Genomic DNA, 15,488 nt, shown 5'->3' on the forward strand with positions numbered 1-15,488 from the left:
CGACTTAGGCAATGCCTATTCCAGCACCTCAAGCACCGGCGTTTCCAGGACGGCGGGGCGGGCATTGTCGGCAATGCCGAGATCGGTCTGGTGCGGGCCGGCATTGCAGGCGAGCGTCGCGCCGAAACAGGCCTTGAACACCAGATAGGGTGGCTCCCAGTCGACAATCTCGTCCATGGCAGAGCGCAGAGCCGCAAAGCCCGCCGCCACATCGGCCAGCGGTTCATCGGAAACAAGGCCCGACAGAGGCAACGCCAGAGAGGCGACGATGCGACCGCCCTGCGCAACGGCCATGCCGCCGCCAGCCTCGATCACCCAATTGGCCGCTGCCGCCACATCTTCTTCATTGCCGCCGAAGACCGTGACGTTGTGGCTGTCGTGGGAGACAGTGGTGCAGAATGCGCCGCGCCACGAGCCCCAGCCGGTGAGATAGCCCACACGCGGAATGGCCGGCGCGCGGCCATGACGGTGGATGACACTGATCAGCGTCGCGCCCTCAGGCGGCACGACGAAGCCGCCGCGCACCACAGCTTCCGCCTCGCCCCACTCGGTGAAGCGGGGGCGGTGAATGGTGGCGACGCGCACACGCTCTCCATCTGCCCGGACGCGAAAATCATCGGGCGTGAAGGTGGGGCATTTGATCGAGCCTTTGAGCGGCGCGGTGGAATGCGCCTTCACCGGGGCGGTCAAAGCGCCATCGCGCGCGACCACAACGCCATTGGCGATGACGGCGGTGGCGCGGAAATTCTCCAGATCGTCAAACAGCGCGATGTCGGCGCGGCGACCGGCGGCGACAAGGCCGAGATCGGGGCGCGCGAGCCGGTGCGCGGCATTGAGCGTTGCGGCCTGAATGGCCCAGGTCGCCGGCATGCCGTAGCGCACCAGGCGGCGCACCACATCATCAAGCCCGCCTTCGTTCAGAAGCGTATCGGGAAACACGTCGTCGGTGCACAGCGTGACCGTGGAGGGCAGATGCCCGAGCGCGTTCAGCGCTTCGACGAATTCCGGCAGGAGATGATCGTGCGAGCCACGCATCTCGATGGCGAGACCGGCGCGCAGCTTGGCCATCAGATCATCGCCGGAGACGAGTTCGTGATCGGAGCTGACGCCGGCGGCCATGAAGGCGTTGAGGTCTGCGCCCGCGAGGCTGCGGGCATGGCCGAAGACAGGCTTGCCGCTTTCGAGGCCGGCCTGCACCACATCGCGCATGGGCGCGGTGCGGTCGATGACGCCGCGCATGTTCATGACCTCGGCAACGCCGCCAATGCCGGGACGCGCCAGCATATCGGCCAGCTCGGCCCCGCCAAAATCCGCACCGGACATTTCGAGACCGGGGGCTGCGGGAACGCAGGACGGCGCGAGCACGATCATGCGCAGCGGCAGATCGGCCGCCGCCTCCAGCGCCCAGGTGACGCCATCGAGCCCGTGCACATTGGCGAATTCATGCGGGTCCCACTGAACGGTGGTGACGCCGCGCGGCAGCACGGCCTGCGCATAAGCGACAGGCGTGATCATGGAGCTTTCCACATGCATGTGCATGTCGATCAGGCCGGGCGTGACGGTGAGCCCTTCCGCCTCGATGATCTCGGCTGCGTCGTCGCGCGCGCCCCGCTCGTGGACGCTGGCGATGAGCGCGCCGACAATGCCGATATCGGCGGGGCGCAGTTCGCCGGTCACCGCATCGAGCAGCGTGCCACCGCGAATGAGAAGATCAAACGGCGCATCGCCGCGTGCTGCGGCAACGGCGCGGTCGCGCAGGGCAGGATCGTTCAGATCGCGGGGTTCGGCGGTCATAAGCGGGCTGCCTCCACGAGGGCGTCGAGCGCCAGCGCGCGAACGCGGGCGGCATCGGCGCGCATGCCCCAGAGCGCATTGGGTTTTGCGCGAGGGTGTTGATCGACAATGGTGCGGCCACGCGTGTGGGTGCCAGACAGCTCCATCGTGACTTGCGCTTTCTCGAAAACGAAGGCGTCAGGTGCCACGAAGGCAGCGGCGGCGGTGGGGTCGTAGAGCGCCATGGCCGCGCGTCCGCTGTTGAGCGCGATGTCCACATATGCGCCAAAAAGATCGGCCAGGATTTCGGCCTTCGGCGTGCCGACAGCGCGGACCGTGTCGACATCCTCCGGACCGACCAGCACCTGGCGGCAGAGGTCGAGATCGGCGACGCGCAGTGAAATGCCGCTTGCCAGAACGATGGCGACAGCCTCTGGATCGGCGAAGGCGTTGAACTCGGCGGACGCCGTGTGGTTGCCACGGGTTGCGCCGCCGCCCATCCAGGTCACACTGTCGATCTTTGAAATGAGATCCGGCCGCGCGAGCGACAGGATTGCGATGTTGGTGAGCGGCCCGAGCGCCAGGATTTCGCCCGGCGCTTCGAGCCCTTCAAGCCATGCAGTCAGGGCCGCAAGCGCATCGGTGCGCGGCAGCGCCTCGGCTTGAGGAAGGCTGCGCCCACGGGTGGGAATGCCGGTGGGCCCAAGCACATGGGCGGGTGTTTCCACCCCGCCCAGGACCGCGCGTTCCGCGCCGGTGTGGATCGGGAACCGCCAGTTAAGCAGCGATGCGGCTCCGGCGGCATTGGCGCGCACCGCGTCCATCGGCGCATTACCGAAAACCAGCGATACGCCGGCCACCGGCTTCGACCCGGCTGTGACCATCATCACCGCCAGAATGTCGTCGAAGCCCATATCCGTGTCGATCCAGACCAAGGCGGACACTCCCTCTCTACATCCGCTCCAGAACGGCGGCGCGCTCCGGCGGCAGATCGAAGGCGATCTTGCTACCCGGTTTGAAAGCGGGCGCTGCAGCGTCCATCTCGGCCTTGATGGGTCCAAGCGGGCTCTTCAGGAGATACTCGCGCGAACCGCCGGCAAAGGCAGCGCCAAGCACCTCACCCTCAAAGCGCCCCTCCCCGAGGGTTACCATGTTCGGTCGCCATGCGAGCCCCGGCGCATTCACTGAGAGACCGCCGCCCAACGCCATTGCGCCGTTTTCGGTCACGATGTTTCCATCCTTCACGGCAAAGATGTTCTCGAAACCGACGAAATCGGCAACGAAACGCGACCGGGGACGATTATAAACGTCCTCGGGCGAACCGACCTGCTCGATTGCGCCTTCCTTCATGACGACGATGCGGTCGGCCAGCGCCAGCGCCTCGTTCTGGTCATGCGTGACGAAGACCATGGTGACGCCGCTCTCGCGCTGAACGCGCTGCAGCTCGGTGCGCATTTCCAGACGCAGGCGCGCATCGAGGTTGGACAGCGGCTCGTCGAGCAGCAGCACCTTGGGCTCCATGACCAGCGAGCGGGCAAGCGCAACACGCTGCTGTTGGCCGCCGGAAAGCTCTGCCGGCTTGCGGCTGTGGAACTTGCCAAGGCCAACCATGGCGAGGCCGGCCTCGACCCGCTGGTTGATCTCGGCGGAGGGGCGCTTCTTCAGGCGCAGGCCGAAGGCGACATTCTCGAACACGGTCAGGTGCGGGAACAGCGCATAGGACTGGAACACCAGACCGACATGGCGCTTGTTGGCCGGCACATGGGTGATGTCGGCGCCATCCAGCGTGATCTTGCCGGACGCCGGACGCAGAAGGCCGGTGATGGCGCGCATGGTGGTGGTCTTGCCGCAGCCGGAGGGGCCGAGCAGCGCAATCAGCTCACCCTTGCGGATGGACAGGTTGAGGCGTTCGACCGCAACGGTCTTGCCATAAGCGAGCGTCAGATCGCTCAGATCGAGATAAGTTTCATCAGACATAGCGGGAGAACCCCAGGAAACGTTCCGCGAGGAAAACGATGGAAATGGAGAGGAAGGCGAGCAGCGCGGCAAGAGCGGCCACCGACGGATCGTAGGTGATTTCCATGTACCAGATCATGTCGATGGGCAACGTGCGTACGCCCGGTCCTGAGAGGAAGAGCGACACCGGCACCTGATTGAAGCTGGTGACGAAGCCCAGAATGAAGGCCGCCAGAATGCCGCTCTGAATGTTGGGCAGCACGATCCGGAAGAAGGTGGCGACCCGCGAAGAGCCCAGGATGACCGCGGCTTCCTCGATGTCGCTGCGCAGATTGTCGAGCGAGGCCGAAACCACGCGCACCGCATAGGGCAGGATCAGCGCCGTGTGGGCGATGAAAAGCGCCACGCCGACGCTGACGTCGAGCGGGATCACCAGATAGCGCAGGAGCGCCAGGCCGACGATGATGCCCGGCACGATGATCGGCGCGGAGACAATGGTGCGGATGGTCTCGCCGAAGGGCAGACGATAGCGCGAGGCGGCATAGGCCACCGGCACGCCGAGCACGAGGGCGGCGAGCGTGCCGAAGATGGCGAGGAACATGGAAAGCGCAAAGCTTGCCCTGAAACTCTCCACCTCGAAAACTTTCATCACCCATTTGAGCGACAGGCCCTGCGGCGGGAAGGCGAGCGTTTCGCCGCCCGAAAGGGCTGCCGCGACGATGATGACGAACGGCCCCAGCAGGAAAATGAGGACGAGCGTCAGCGTGACGTAGGACAGAAGGCGGGAGGTCATCGCTTGTTCCTCGCGGTGGCCAGTCGTTTCAGAAGCAGGTTGGCGGAAAAGCTCATGACCATGAGGATCATGGCGATGATGCTTGCCGAGGCGAAATCGTTGGCGACGGTCACGCGCTGATAGAGCAGCGTTTCCAGCATCAAGACCTTGGAACCGCCGAGAATGGCGGGGGTGATGTAGGCCGTGAGCGAGCCGGTGAAGACCAGCGTGCCCCCGATGACGAGCCCTTCCCTGGTCAGCGGAAGGATGACCTTGACGAAGACCTGCAGCCAGTTCGCGCCCAGAACGCGCGCGGCGGGCACGGCATCCCTGGGCATGTTTTCCAGCGCACTGATAAGCGACAGGATCATGAGTGGCAGGAAGAGTTGCAGAAGACCGATGAAAACGGCCGTCTCGGTGAACAGGAACCGGATGGGCGTGTCGGAAAGACCGAGCCAGACAATGGTCTCGTTGACGAAGCCGGTGCGGCCCAGAATGACGATCCAGGCATAGGTGCGGGCGACGGGCGAAATCATCAGCGGCATGACGACGAGACCGATCATGCGGCCGCGCGCGGTGGGCGGCAGCGTGACGATGGAATAGGCCGTGGCATAGCCGATGATCGCCGACACGGCAGTCACCATCGCGCCGAGCTTCAGCGTGCGCCAGAAGACGGTGCGGTTGAGCTCGCTTTCAAAGAAGGTGGCGTAAGATGCCAGCGTCCAGCTTCCCTCGGCGCGAAAGCCCTCGGAAAGCAGGATGCCCACGGGAACGAGAAAAACGATCGCCGCGAAGACCGCCGCAGGCAACGCCAACGCCAGTCCTTCCATCCGATTCTGAAACATGTGTTGGAACCTTGTGTTGGGTTCGGGGGCAGACCCACTGCCCGCCCCCGGACCATCGCATCAGCGTATCGGCTTACTGGCCGATCTGGGCATTCCACTCCGAGAGCCAGCCCTCGCGGTTGTCGAGGATGACGGCCGGGTCCAGAAGCTGGAGGCTCTCGACGGTCTCGGCGCCATAGGTGAGGTTTTCGGCGATCTCGTCGGAAACCTTCACTTCTGCATTGGCGGGGCTGTCCACCAGCGCCTCGGCAAGCTTGGTCTGAATCTCGGTGGAGAGCCAGAAATCCATGAACTCGTAAGCGAGATCTTCGTTCTTCGCGCCCTTGGTCAGGATCATGACGTTCATGCCGCCAGTCTGACCTTCCTTCGGGGTGGCCCAGGCCATGTCGAAGCCCATCTTGGAGTATGCGCCCCAGGCGAAACGGCCAATGGGTGCGGCGAGGATTTCTTCCTGCTGCATGAGCTGTGCGACCTGCGAGGACCGCTCGTAGAAAGTGACGATGTCGTCCTTATTCTTCGCGACTTCGCCGATGGCGGCCTTCAGGTCTGCAGCATCGTCGCCGATGGCCTTGCCGACCATGTAGAGCGCGGGCGGGCCCTGATTGGTGCTCACATTCGGAAATGCAACGCGGCCCTTGAGCTTGTCCTGGAACAGATCGGCCCAGCTTTCAATGGTCACCTCGTCGGCGCGGTAGGCGATCGACGTGGCATAGAAAGTGTAGCCGACACCCATGTTGTCGCCGACCGGGTCCTTGGCGATGTCGTAGAGCTTGTCATAGTTCGAAAGGCGGCTGACATCGATAGACTGAGTGATGCCCTTGCGCGCAGCTGAAAGCGCATCATGGGTGGACATGACGGCCATGTCGATTTCGGGGTCGTCCTTGCGGGCTTCCAGCTTGGCGAGGCGCTCAACGGAATTGCCTGTTTCGACCACCAGCTCGCAGCCACACTGGGCTTCGAACGGATCGTAGACAATCTCCTTGAAGGCATCCTGGGCAAAGCCATATACGGAGATGACGAGCTTTTTGTCGGCGGCCTGCGCCGCGCCGCTGAGTGCAGCCAGCGCGACGCCTGAGGCCAGAATTTTCTTGAACATATCTAATCGCTTCCTTCTCTGGTGGTGCTTCTTCTGGGTTCGGTAGAGGATGATGCAGGCCCGGCGAGGACCGGCGTCATCGCGCCAGCAGCGGGGAGCCCCAGCACCGGCCCGCTCGACTGGCGAATAATGAGTTCCATCGGGATAGAGCGCTGATCCGGCGAGACCGGCGGACGGGGTGACGTGGCGCGCCCATCCTCCTGCTCGATCTGAGAGATCAGGTCGGCAATGGCGATCTCCGCGATGCGCTCCATATCCATGCGCATGGTTGTGAGACTAGGCGCGATGACACCGGCCCATATGAGATCGTCGAAACCGGTAACGCTAACATCGCCCGGAATTGAGATGCCGCCCTGCTGCAGTTCGGTGATGGCGCGCAGGGCGTGAAGATCGGACACGGCAGCGAATGCCGTCACGCCTTCTTCTGCCAGTCGCACAAGACCGAGCGGACAGCCGGACCCGTGGCTGCGCTCCATTTCGCCGATCCAGATCAGACGGGTTTCGCCCCTGCCGGCAAAGGCCTCGCGAATGCCGCCAATGCGGTCGTTCTGGACGTTGGAATCCGAATGAAGGCCTATGATCGCGACGGATCGATGGCCAAGTTCCAGCAGATGCCGGCCAATCTCCAGCCCGCCATTCCAGTGATCGGCGGCAACGGTGTTGCCAGGTGTGGAGGCAGAATCAATGACGGCGACGGGACGACCGATATCGCCGATGCGCGTACCATGGCGCGGAACGACCACTATGCCATCCGCGCCGCGCTCGATCAGCCGGTTGATGGCGCGGGTCTGCGCCTCGACATCACCCCGGCTGTCACCGATGAGAACGCCGTAACCCGCCTCGGACGCCGCATGCTCGATCGCCTGTGCAAACTGGGGAAAGAGCGGATGAGCAATGTCAGCCAGAACAAGGCCAAGCACATGGCTGCGGCCGGTACTGAGCGCCCGGCCTGCGAGGCTGGGCACATAGCCCAGCTCCTTTGCCTTTTCGCGGATCGTCCGGCCGAGTTCCTGCGACACGCGGCCCTTTCCGGACATCGCGTTTGAAACGGTCGCAACCGATACGCCAAGCGCCTTGGCAATATCGGACAGATTGGCGCGAGAAGCCATCAAAGCCCGGTTCAGAAGCAGATTAAACGTTTAATCAATATGCCTTGCTCGAACCAGTCTGTCGACTCTGTTTTTTGGTTTCCCCAAAAAGTGCGGTCAGGCGGACACCTCTACCGCTCTCTGATTGCTTGCCTTCCCAGTCTCCTGCCCGGTGACCCGGGCAGGAAGAGGAGCCTGAAAGCGCTTGAGCCGCAATGCATTGCCCAGAACGAAGACGCTGGACAGAGCCATCGCCCCGGCTGCCAGCATGGGCGAAAGGAGCATGCCCGTAGCCGGATAAAGCACACCGGCCGCAACCGGGATCAGGCTCACATTGTAGGCGAAGGCCCAGAACAGGTTTTGCTTGATGTTCTTCATGGTCGCCTGTGAAAGACCGATGGCATTGGCAACGCCGGTCACGTCACCCGCCATCAACACCACGTCGGCGCTCTCAATGGCGACATCCGTGCCGGTGCCGATGGCAATGCCCACATCGGCCTCTGCAAGAGCGGGAGCATCGTTGATGCCGTCACCGACGAAGGACACCGGGCCCGCCAGAGTGCGCAGACGCCTGAGCGCCTCGACCTTACCCTCGGGCAGCACTTCCGCCTCGACGCGGTCAATACCCAGCCTTGCAGCTATGGCCTGCGCCGTATGCCGGTTGTCGCCGGTGATCATGGCCACTTCCAGCCCCAGAGCATGGAGCGCTGCAATGGCGGCGGGCGTCGATTCCTTGATGGGGTCCGCAACCGCGATGACGGCCGCGAGCCGGCCATCCACCGACGCGTAAAGCGGTGTCTTGGCGTCGGAGGCGAGCGTCTCTGCCGCAGCTGCAGCCTTGCCGATGTCGATGCCCTGCTGTTGCATGTAGCGATCCGCGCCGACATGAAGCCTGTGACCACCAACGGTGGCAGCAATGCCGAAACCCGGAACCGCATCAAACTCGACGACACTCCTGAGCGCGAGATTGGCCGTTTGCGCAGCCTCCACAATGGCTTCCGCCACCGGATGTTCAGACATGGCTTCCGCAGAAGCAACAAGCGAGAGAACTTCCGCACGGTCGAACCCGTCCTGCACGATGAAATCGGTGAGTGCGGGGCGACCGCGCGTGAGTGTGCCGGTTTTGTCGAACGCCACGACGCGCGTGTTGCGCATTTTCTGCAATGCCTCGCCATTGCGGAACAGGACACCGAGCTGTGCGGCACGACCGGTGCCAACCATGATGGAGGTGGGCGTTGCAAGCCCCATGGCGCAGGGGCAGGCGATAATGAGCACCGCCACCGCATTGACCAACGCGAATGCCAAAGCGGGATCAGGACCGAACAGGAGCCAGATGACAAAGGTGAGTGCCGCCGCGAGCATGACGGCCGGAACGAACCATGCCGTGACCCGATCGACCACCGCCTGGATTGGCAGTTTGGCTCCCTGCGCGTTTTCGACCATTCGGATAATCTGTGCCAAAACGGTGTCGGAGCCGACCTTGGTGGCGCGATAAACAAAGCTGCCGGTCTTGTTGATCGTGCCACCGATGACCTCGTCGCCCTCGGCCTTGGAGACCGGAACCGGTTCGCCGGAAATCATAGCTTCATCAACATAGGAAGAACCGCTTTCGACCAGACCATCGACCGGCACCTTGTCGCCGGGGCGCACCTGAAGGCGGTCGCCCACAACCACCTCTTCAAGCGGCACCTCGACAAAATTACCGTCCCTTTGAACCCGGGCGTTTTTGGCGCGAAGCCCCATCAGCCGCTTGATGGCCTCCCCGGTGCGGCCCTTGGCGCGCGCCTCCAGAAGTCGCCCAAGCAGGATCAGCGTGACGATGACGGCGGATGCCTCGAAATAGACGTTGACCGTGCCGGACGGGAGAACGCCGGGCGCAAAGGTGGCCACGACCGAATAGGCCCAGGCGGCGGTGGAACCGAGCATGACGAGTGAGTTCATGTCGGGCGCAAGGCGCATCAGCGCCGGAAAACCCTTGCGATAAAAACGCAGACCCGGGCCAAACTGAACGATGGTCGCCAGCACGAAGTAGACCATATAGAGTGTGCTGCGGTCGGCGATGCCCATCAGCCAGGCATGCATGCCCGGCACGAAATGACTGCCCATTTCAAGAATGAAGATCGGCAGGGTGAAGATTGCCGCCAGCGTGAAATCGCGCTTTAGCGAACGCAGCTCCGCGGTCTTTGCCTTCTCATGCGCATCGCTAGCGGTAGCGCCATCGGAGCGCAGAACCGGCGTGTAGCCGGATTTGCGGATCGCCTCCTCCACTCCGCTGCGCGCTTCGTCGTTCACGAGATCGATGGACGCGCTTTCGGTGGCAAGGTTCACTGCGACTTTTGAAACCCCGGGAACGGCGGCAATGGCCTGCTCTACACGCCGCACGCAGGATGCGCAGGTCATGCCCTCGATGCCGATATCGAGATGGCTGGCCGGGACGCCATAGCCAGCTCCCTCCACCGCTTTGACAATGCTGGAAAAATCCACGCCGGGCTGGAGTGAGACCTCTGCGGTCTCCGTCGCCAGATTGACCGAGGCGTTCGTCACGCCATCGACTTCTGCCATAGCGTTTTCGGCGCGCCTGACGCAGGAAGCGCAGCTCAGCCCCTCAATACGGAACCGTTTGACAATGACCGGAGAGGCGCCGGCAGGAAGGGTATTCATCGCTTTCACCCTGAATGACTATTGTTCAGGATTGGGCTTCTAAACCTTCCAGTCAATGGAAGGTCAAGCGGGAAAATTCACAATCCCTTTCGACGTTTCCCGGCAGCCCTCAACCACATTGTCGTTTGCCCCTGAGGATCACACGAATATGATTGGGATTGCACAGGCGCGATACCTACATCAGGCTCTGCGGGCATGGGGCTCTCCACCAATGCCCGATCTCGATGGAGACGAACAATCAGGAAGCCGGAGCTGCGAATGAGTTACAAGAAAACTGAAGAAGCCTTGGCCCGCCTCACCCCCGAGCAGTACTACGTGACGCAGCAAAGCGGAACGGAACGTCCGGGCACGGGCGAATATCTTCACAACAAGGAACCCGGAATCTATGTCGATATCGTTTCCGGCGAACCGCTTTTCGCAAGCAGCGACAAGTATGAATCCGGCTGCGGCTGGCCAAGCTTCACAAAGCCGATCGTACCGGCCAATGTCCAGGAACGACGCGATGTGTCCCATGGGATGATCCGCACGGAAGTGCGTTCGGCACATGGTGACAGCCACCTCGGCCATGTCTTTGAAGATGGGCCAGTGGACCGCGGCGGCCTGCGCTATTGCATCAACTCGGCCGCTCTTCGCTTCATCCATCGCGACGCGATGGAAGCGGAAGGTTATGGTGCCTATCTCGACCAGGTGGAGGACGTGACATGACTGAACGTGCCGTACTTGCCGGAGGCTGCTTCTGGGGCATGCAGGATCTCATCCGCAAAATGCCCGGCGTGATCAGCACGCGCGTGGGCTACACCGGAGGCGATGTGCCGAATGCGACCTACCGCAACCATGGTACCCATGCAGAAGGCATCGAGATCATCTTCGACCCGGAAAAGACGAGCTACCGGCGCCTGCTGGAGTTTTTCTTCCAGATCCACGACCCGACGACGGTGAACCGGCAGGGCAACGATGTCGGCATGTCGTATCGTTCGGCAATCTATTATGTGACGGATGAACAAAAACGCATCGCCGAGGATACGATTGCCGATGTCAACGCCTCAGGTCTCTGGCCAGGCAAGGTCGTGACCGAAGTGGAACCCGCAGGCGATTTCTGGGAAGCCGAACCGGAGCACCAGGATTACCTGGAGCGGTACCCGAACGGGTATACATGTCATTTCCCCCGCCCGGGCTGGGTACTGCCCAGACGCGACGCGGCCGAGTGAGCATCATCTCTCGCTGATCAACTCTCACGCGGCCATGCGACATGCATGTCGTCAATCACATAGGCATGGGCGTGACGGCGCCCATGTCCACTTCCCGCAAGATGCGGGTGGTCCTCCGGGAGGTCGTCATGGCTGTGTTCGACAATCTCCGGATCGTCGGCCGGCCAGATGGCAAGACCGGCCCCGATGGCGACCGCGGCCAGCGCTGAGAGGATGATCGACGTGGCGGGCAGGCCGAGAGCCGCGCCCGCCCAACCGGCAAGCGGATAGGCGATCAGCCAGCAGGCATGAGAGAGGGCAAACTGCGCGGCGAAGAGTGCCGGGCGGTCCTCCGGATTGGCTGAGCGTCTGAGCAGTCTGCCCGACGGCGTCTGCGCCGTTGAATATCCAACACCGAGCACGAACCACAACGCCAGCAACCACGCAAATCCGGGCAGCGCCGCCGCAGTCAGCGTACCGGCCACCAGAAGAGAGGCCCCGGCCAGCATCACCGTGCGGTCCGAGGCGGTTTCCAGCAATTTGGGCAGTGTGAGCGCGGCCACCATCGACCCGCCTCCGAACGCAGCAAGCGCCAGCGCGGTCGACTGATTATTGAGGGCAAAGACACCCTGCACATAGACAACCGTGTTGACGATCACCAGGGCCCCCGCCGAAGCGACGGCCAGGTTGAGCGCCAAGAGCCCGCGCAGACGTGGCGTTGCAAGGTAGATGCGAATGCCGCGCGTGGTCCGATCATAGATGCCGCGCGGCTTTCCCGGTTTCGGGCTGGGCAAGGCCACCGACATCACGAGTGCCGCCGAGACGAGAAACCCGATCACGGTTCCGGCAAACAGGTTGTGAAATGAGACAACGGAAAGCAGGGCGGCCGCCAGCATCGGACTCACGACACTTTCCAGATCGTAGGCCAGACGCGAAAGGGAAAGCGCCCGCGTATAGTCTCTCTCATCCGGCAGAATATCGGGAACCGTAGCCTGAAAAGTGGGTGTGAAACCCGCTGAGGCGGATTGCAGCATGAAGATCAGGACGTAAACCTGCCAGACTTCGGTAACAAAGGGCAGGAACATCGCGACACCTGCACGCACCAGATCGAGTGTCACCAGCATTGCGCGGCGCGGCACCCTTTCTGCGAAGGCGGAGGCGAGCGGCGCAACGCCAACATAAGCGATCATCTTGATGGCAAGCGCCGTTCCCAACACCGCGCCTGCATTGTCGCCAGCCAAATCGAAAGCAAGCAGCCCCAGAGCCACGGTCGCAAGCCCGGTTCCGATCAACGCGATCACCTGCGCGCCGAACAGATGGCGATAGGTTCGATTCTTCAGGATCGCCAGCATCACAAATACTTCGCTATTTCCCTGAATTCATCGAGCGCCTGTCGCCGCTCACGCGCGAGCGGCCCGATCACATCTTCAAGACAATGATCAAGATGATCCTGGATCAACGTCTTCTTGGCCTGCGCAATGGCCCGTTCGACCGCATGGAGCTGCTGGGCGATGTCGAGGCAGGGTCTGCCGGCCTCGATCATTTCGATGACCCCGCGCAAATGCCCGTCGGCGCGTTTGAGCCGCTTGACGATCTGGGGGTGCGTTTCGTGCAGATGAGGTTCCGTAGTCATTGATAAATGCTATCCCCCCGTAGAGGATATGACAAGACGTTTTGACGTAGGAATGGCAATCCGCAACTGGTGTATCACAAACCGGTCAGTCGCGGCGATTCGCGGAGCCGTCGGCCGCCTTATCCTCTCCCAAGGAATGATGTTTGCCTAGCGAAGCGGGACAGCAGATTGCACCTCAGATGCCGGTTCGCCCTGAGGCAATGGCGTCCAGCGCTCTGCGCTGACGATGCATTTCCAGAAAGACGCGATAGTCACGATCGAAACGTTCCCGGGCAATGGGGTTCGGTCGCCGCGCCCTGCCCCTCTGTGCCATGCTTACACAGGCATCCGTCAGACTATCGTGGAGCCCGGCAGCCGTAGCCGCTACCATCCCGGTCCCCAGAAGCATGGCGTCCTCGGCGCCCGGCTCCTCCACCGTGCAACCGGCAGCATCCGCATATAACTCCATCAACAGCGGATTTTTCGTATGTCCGCCCGTAACGTGAAGCGTGTCGATGGCATAGCCCTTTTCGTTCAGCGCATCGAGAATGTGACGAATGCCGAACGCAATCGCCATCGCGGTACGCCAGTAGAGCCGGCAGAGACTGTCGAAAGAGGCGTCGAGGGTCAGCCCCGAGATGACCCCGACTGCATGGGGATCGGCCAGAGGCGAGCGGTTTCCGTGAAAGTCCGGCAGAACGTGCAGCCGGGCGGCAAGCTCGTATCCTTCTGCAGCCCGCAATTCGTTGACGCGGTCGCAGATGCGTTTGTGCATCCCGGCATCCGGCTCTCCGCCCGCAGCGTGCCAGCGGATGATGTGGTCGAGCAAAGCACCTGAAACGGACTGGCCGCCTTCACCGAGCCAGCATCCCGGCAACGCCGCCCCAAGATAGGGACCCCATACGCCAGGCACTGGACGGGCCTCGCGGGAAAAGGCCATGACACAGCTCGACGTCCCGGCGATCAGCGCCATGTGCCGATCGATACTGTCGGCATCGCCAGCAAAACCGCCAAGCACACCGAGGGCTCCGCCGTGGGCATCAATCAGCCCGGCTCCGACCCTGCACTGTTCCGTGAGACCAAGCGCATCCGCAGCGTCTGCGGCGAGTGGCCCAAGATCCAGACCGATGGGGCTTGCTTCCCCCGGCAATTGCCCGCGTTCAAGCATGTCCGGGATACCGACAGTCTCGAAGAAATCGCTCTGCCAACCGGACTTCTCATGTGCAAGATAGGTCCATTTGCAGGTCAGTGTGCATTGTGAGCGCGCGAGCGAACCCGATGCTTTCCAGGTCAGAAAATCGGCCAGATCGAAAAAATGACCGGCAGCGTTCCAACATTGCGGCAGATTGCGCTTTAGCCACATCAGCTTTGGCGTCTGCATCTCCGGCGACATGACGCCACCGATGAAATCAAGCACACGGTGGCCGGTTTGCGTGCATTCATCGGCTTCGGAAAGCGCACGATGGTCGAGCCAGACGATCGTGTCCCAACCCGGCTCTCCATCGGGTGAAACGCTTACCTGGCCACCATCACGATCCCGCACAACCAAGGAACAGGTGGCATCGAAGCTGATACCGACAACGCCCTGAGGCGCCACCCCTGCCCGCTCAACCGCAGTCCGCACCGAGGCACACACCGCATACCAGATGTTTTCGGAATCCTGCTCTGCGAAATCCGCTGCAGGCCGGTTCATCCGGATCGGCGTCTCAGCTCGACCCAGAAGCTGGCCTTCACGGTCAAGCACACCGGCGCGGGCGCTGCCTGTGCCCACGTCAACCGCCACCACATAATCGCGCATCAGTTCTCTCTCTGGGTCTCCACCAACCGGACGAGAAGGTCCGGAAGCAACTGCATCCTGTCAAAAATCAGGTCCGGTTCCAAGCGTTTCAGAATTGCGCGATGTGCTTTGGAACCGGCGTGGGATGCACCGGCGAAACACAGGACCCGCATACCGGCCCGGTGCGCAGCCTCGATCCCGGCGGGGCTGTCTTCCACGACGACACAACGGGCCGGTTCAATCCCCATCGAGCGGGCGGCAAAGAGAAAGAGATCGGGAGCCGGCTTGCCGTTGGGCACCATCGTCGCGCTGAACACATTCGGTTCGAAACGATCAAGAAGCCTCGTCACCCCAAGCGATACTCGGATACGCTCCGGCTGGCTGGAAGAGGCAACACAATATGGCAGTTCAAGACCGTCGAGCGCTTCGTGAATCCCATCGACCGCCCGCAGTTCTTCACGAAAGGCAGTGTAGAGATTCTCACGCATGCGCGACAGTGCAGCCTCGTCGAGATCGACGCCGAAATCCGCACTGAGCAGCGACCTGATCGTGGTTAAAGAGCGACCGAGAAACAGTTCATAAGCCGTTTCCGGTTCAATATGCACACCATGTTCCGCGACGGCCTCCAACAGGACCCGCATGGAAAGCGGCTCACTGTCCACGAGCACACCATCGCAATCGAAGATCACAAGCGCGATGTCGTGCTTCGTTGTCACCTGGC

14 protein-coding genes are annotated in these 15,488 nt (G+C 62.3%); 2 read left to right on the plus strand and 12 right to left on the minus strand.

Annotated elements, in window-relative coordinates; translation table 11 throughout:
- Positions 1 to 15 precede the first annotated feature (15 nt).
- The 8 genes from HF949_RS17345 to HF949_RS17380 form a co-directional block, all read right to left on the minus strand.
- Positions 16 to 1,794 (minus strand): adenine deaminase, encoded by a 1,779-nt coding sequence (locus HF949_RS17345; RefSeq protein WP_292897313.1) that lies wholly within the window; start codon positions 1,792 to 1,794, stop codon positions 16 to 18.
- Entirely contained in the window at positions 1,791 to 2,708 is a 918-nt protein-coding gene (locus HF949_RS17350; protein ID WP_292900285.1) for a nucleoside hydrolase, read from the minus strand. The genes HF949_RS17345 and HF949_RS17350 overlap by 4 nt, the downstream gene beginning before the upstream one ends.
- 16 nt (positions 2,709 to 2,724) lie before the next feature.
- On the minus strand, positions 2,725 to 3,750 hold the full coding sequence (locus HF949_RS17355; RefSeq protein WP_292897315.1) for an ABC transporter ATP-binding protein: 1,026 nt from the start codon (positions 3,748 to 3,750) through the stop codon (positions 2,725 to 2,727).
- A complete protein-coding gene (locus HF949_RS17360; RefSeq protein WP_025030355.1) occupies positions 3,743 to 4,522 on the minus strand; it encodes an ABC transporter permease in 780 nt (259 codons plus the stop codon). The genes HF949_RS17355 and HF949_RS17360 overlap by 8 nt, the downstream gene beginning before the upstream one ends.
- Complete coding sequence (locus tag HF949_RS17365) at positions 4,519 to 5,346, minus strand: ABC transporter permease (protein ID WP_292897317.1); 828 nt, start codon at positions 5,344 to 5,346, stop codon at positions 4,519 to 4,521. Before HF949_RS17365 ends, HF949_RS17360 begins: the two co-directional genes overlap by 4 nt.
- Positions 5,347 to 5,419: 73 nt before the next feature.
- Positions 5,420 to 6,442 (minus strand): polyamine ABC transporter substrate-binding protein, encoded by a 1,023-nt coding sequence (locus HF949_RS17370; RefSeq protein WP_292897318.1) that lies wholly within the window; start codon positions 6,440 to 6,442, stop codon positions 5,420 to 5,422.
- A gap of 2 nt (positions 6,443 to 6,444) precedes the next feature.
- Positions 6,445 to 7,551 carry a LacI family DNA-binding transcriptional regulator gene (locus HF949_RS17375; protein WP_292897319.1) on the minus strand — a complete coding sequence of 369 codons (1,107 nt, stop codon included), beginning with the start codon at positions 7,549 to 7,551 and terminating at the stop codon, positions 6,445 to 6,447.
- Positions 7,552 to 7,647: 96 nt separating this feature from the next.
- Entirely contained in the window at positions 7,648 to 10,191 is a 2,544-nt protein-coding gene (locus HF949_RS17380; protein ID WP_292897320.1) for a heavy metal translocating P-type ATPase, read from the minus strand.
- A 258-nt stretch (positions 10,192 to 10,449) separates the two neighbouring features.
- Between HF949_RS17380 and msrB the strand changes: the two genes are divergently transcribed.
- Complete coding sequence (msrB, locus tag HF949_RS17385; protein ID WP_292897321.1) at positions 10,450 to 10,896, plus strand: peptide-methionine (R)-S-oxide reductase MsrB; 447 nt, start codon at positions 10,450 to 10,452, stop codon at positions 10,894 to 10,896.
- On the plus strand, positions 10,893 to 11,399 hold the full coding sequence (gene msrA, locus HF949_RS17390; protein ID WP_292897322.1) for a peptide-methionine (S)-S-oxide reductase MsrA: 507 nt from the start codon (positions 10,893 to 10,895) through the stop codon (positions 11,397 to 11,399). Before msrB ends, msrA begins: the two co-directional genes overlap by 4 nt.
- A 17-nt stretch (positions 11,400 to 11,416) precedes the next feature.
- Here the strand turns inward: msrA and HF949_RS17395 are convergent, their stop codons facing one another.
- The 4 genes from HF949_RS17395 to HF949_RS17410 form a co-directional block, all read right to left on the minus strand.
- Positions 11,417 to 12,730: an MFS transporter gene (locus HF949_RS17395; protein ID WP_292897324.1), complete on the minus strand. Its 1,314-nt coding sequence runs from the start codon at positions 12,728 to 12,730 to the stop codon at positions 11,417 to 11,419.
- Positions 12,730 to 13,011 carry a metal-sensing transcriptional repressor gene (locus HF949_RS17400; protein ID WP_292897326.1) on the minus strand — a complete coding sequence of 94 codons (282 nt, stop codon included), beginning with the start codon at positions 13,009 to 13,011 and terminating at the stop codon, positions 12,730 to 12,732. The genes HF949_RS17395 and HF949_RS17400 overlap by 1 nt, the downstream gene beginning before the upstream one ends.
- A 175-nt stretch (positions 13,012 to 13,186) precedes the next feature.
- The gene (locus HF949_RS17405; protein ID WP_292897327.1) at positions 13,187 to 14,788 is read right to left on the minus strand and encodes an FGGY-family carbohydrate kinase; all 1,602 of its coding nucleotides are present in this window, start codon (positions 14,786 to 14,788) and stop codon (positions 13,187 to 13,189) included.
- Positions 14,788 to 15,483: an HAD family hydrolase gene (locus tag HF949_RS17410; RefSeq protein WP_292900286.1), complete on the minus strand. Its 696-nt coding sequence runs from the start codon at positions 15,481 to 15,483 to the stop codon at positions 14,788 to 14,790. The genes HF949_RS17405 and HF949_RS17410 overlap by 1 nt, the downstream gene beginning before the upstream one ends.
- Between the last annotated feature and the right edge of the window lie 5 nt (positions 15,484 to 15,488).

This window comes from Nitratireductor sp., from assembly GCF_017794765.1.
Classification (GTDB): domain Bacteria; phylum Pseudomonadota; class Alphaproteobacteria; order Rhizobiales; family Rhizobiaceae; genus Nitratireductor.

Coding starts and splice junctions, on each gene's coding strand:
- HF949_RS17375 (WP_292897319.1), bottom strand. CDS start 7,551: ATGGCTTCTCGCGCCAATCTGTCCGATATTGCCAAGGCGCTTGGCGTA.
- msrB (WP_292897321.1), top strand. CDS start 10,450: ATGAGTTACAAGAAAACTGAAGAAGCCTTGGCCCGCCTCACCCCCGAG.
- HF949_RS17345 (WP_292897313.1), bottom strand. CDS start 1,794: ATGACCGCCGAACCCCGCGATCTGAACGATCCTGCCCTGCGCGACCGC.
- HF949_RS17380 (WP_292897320.1), bottom strand. CDS start 10,191: ATGAATACCCTTCCTGCCGGCGCCTCTCCGGTCATTGTCAAACGGTTC.
- HF949_RS17405 (WP_292897327.1), bottom strand. CDS start 14,788: ATGCGCGATTATGTGGTGGCGGTTGACGTGGGCACAGGCAGCGCCCGC.
- HF949_RS17355 (WP_292897315.1), bottom strand. CDS start 3,750: ATGTCTGATGAAACTTATCTCGATCTGAGCGATCTGACGCTCGCTTAT.
- HF949_RS17365 (WP_292897317.1), bottom strand. CDS start 5,346: ATGTTTCAGAATCGGATGGAAGGACTGGCGTTGGCGTTGCCTGCGGCG.
- HF949_RS17370 (WP_292897318.1), bottom strand. CDS start 6,442: ATGTTCAAGAAAATTCTGGCCTCAGGCGTCGCGCTGGCTGCACTCAGC.
- HF949_RS17400 (WP_292897326.1), bottom strand. CDS start 13,011: ATGACTACGGAACCTCATCTGCACGAAACGCACCCCCAGATCGTCAAG.
- HF949_RS17395 (WP_292897324.1), bottom strand. CDS start 12,730: ATGCTGGCGATCCTGAAGAATCGAACCTATCGCCATCTGTTCGGCGCG.
- HF949_RS17360 (WP_025030355.1), bottom strand. CDS start 4,522: ATGACCTCCCGCCTTCTGTCCTACGTCACGCTGACGCTCGTCCTCATT.
- msrA (WP_292897322.1), top strand. CDS start 10,893: ATGACTGAACGTGCCGTACTTGCCGGAGGCTGCTTCTGGGGCATGCAG.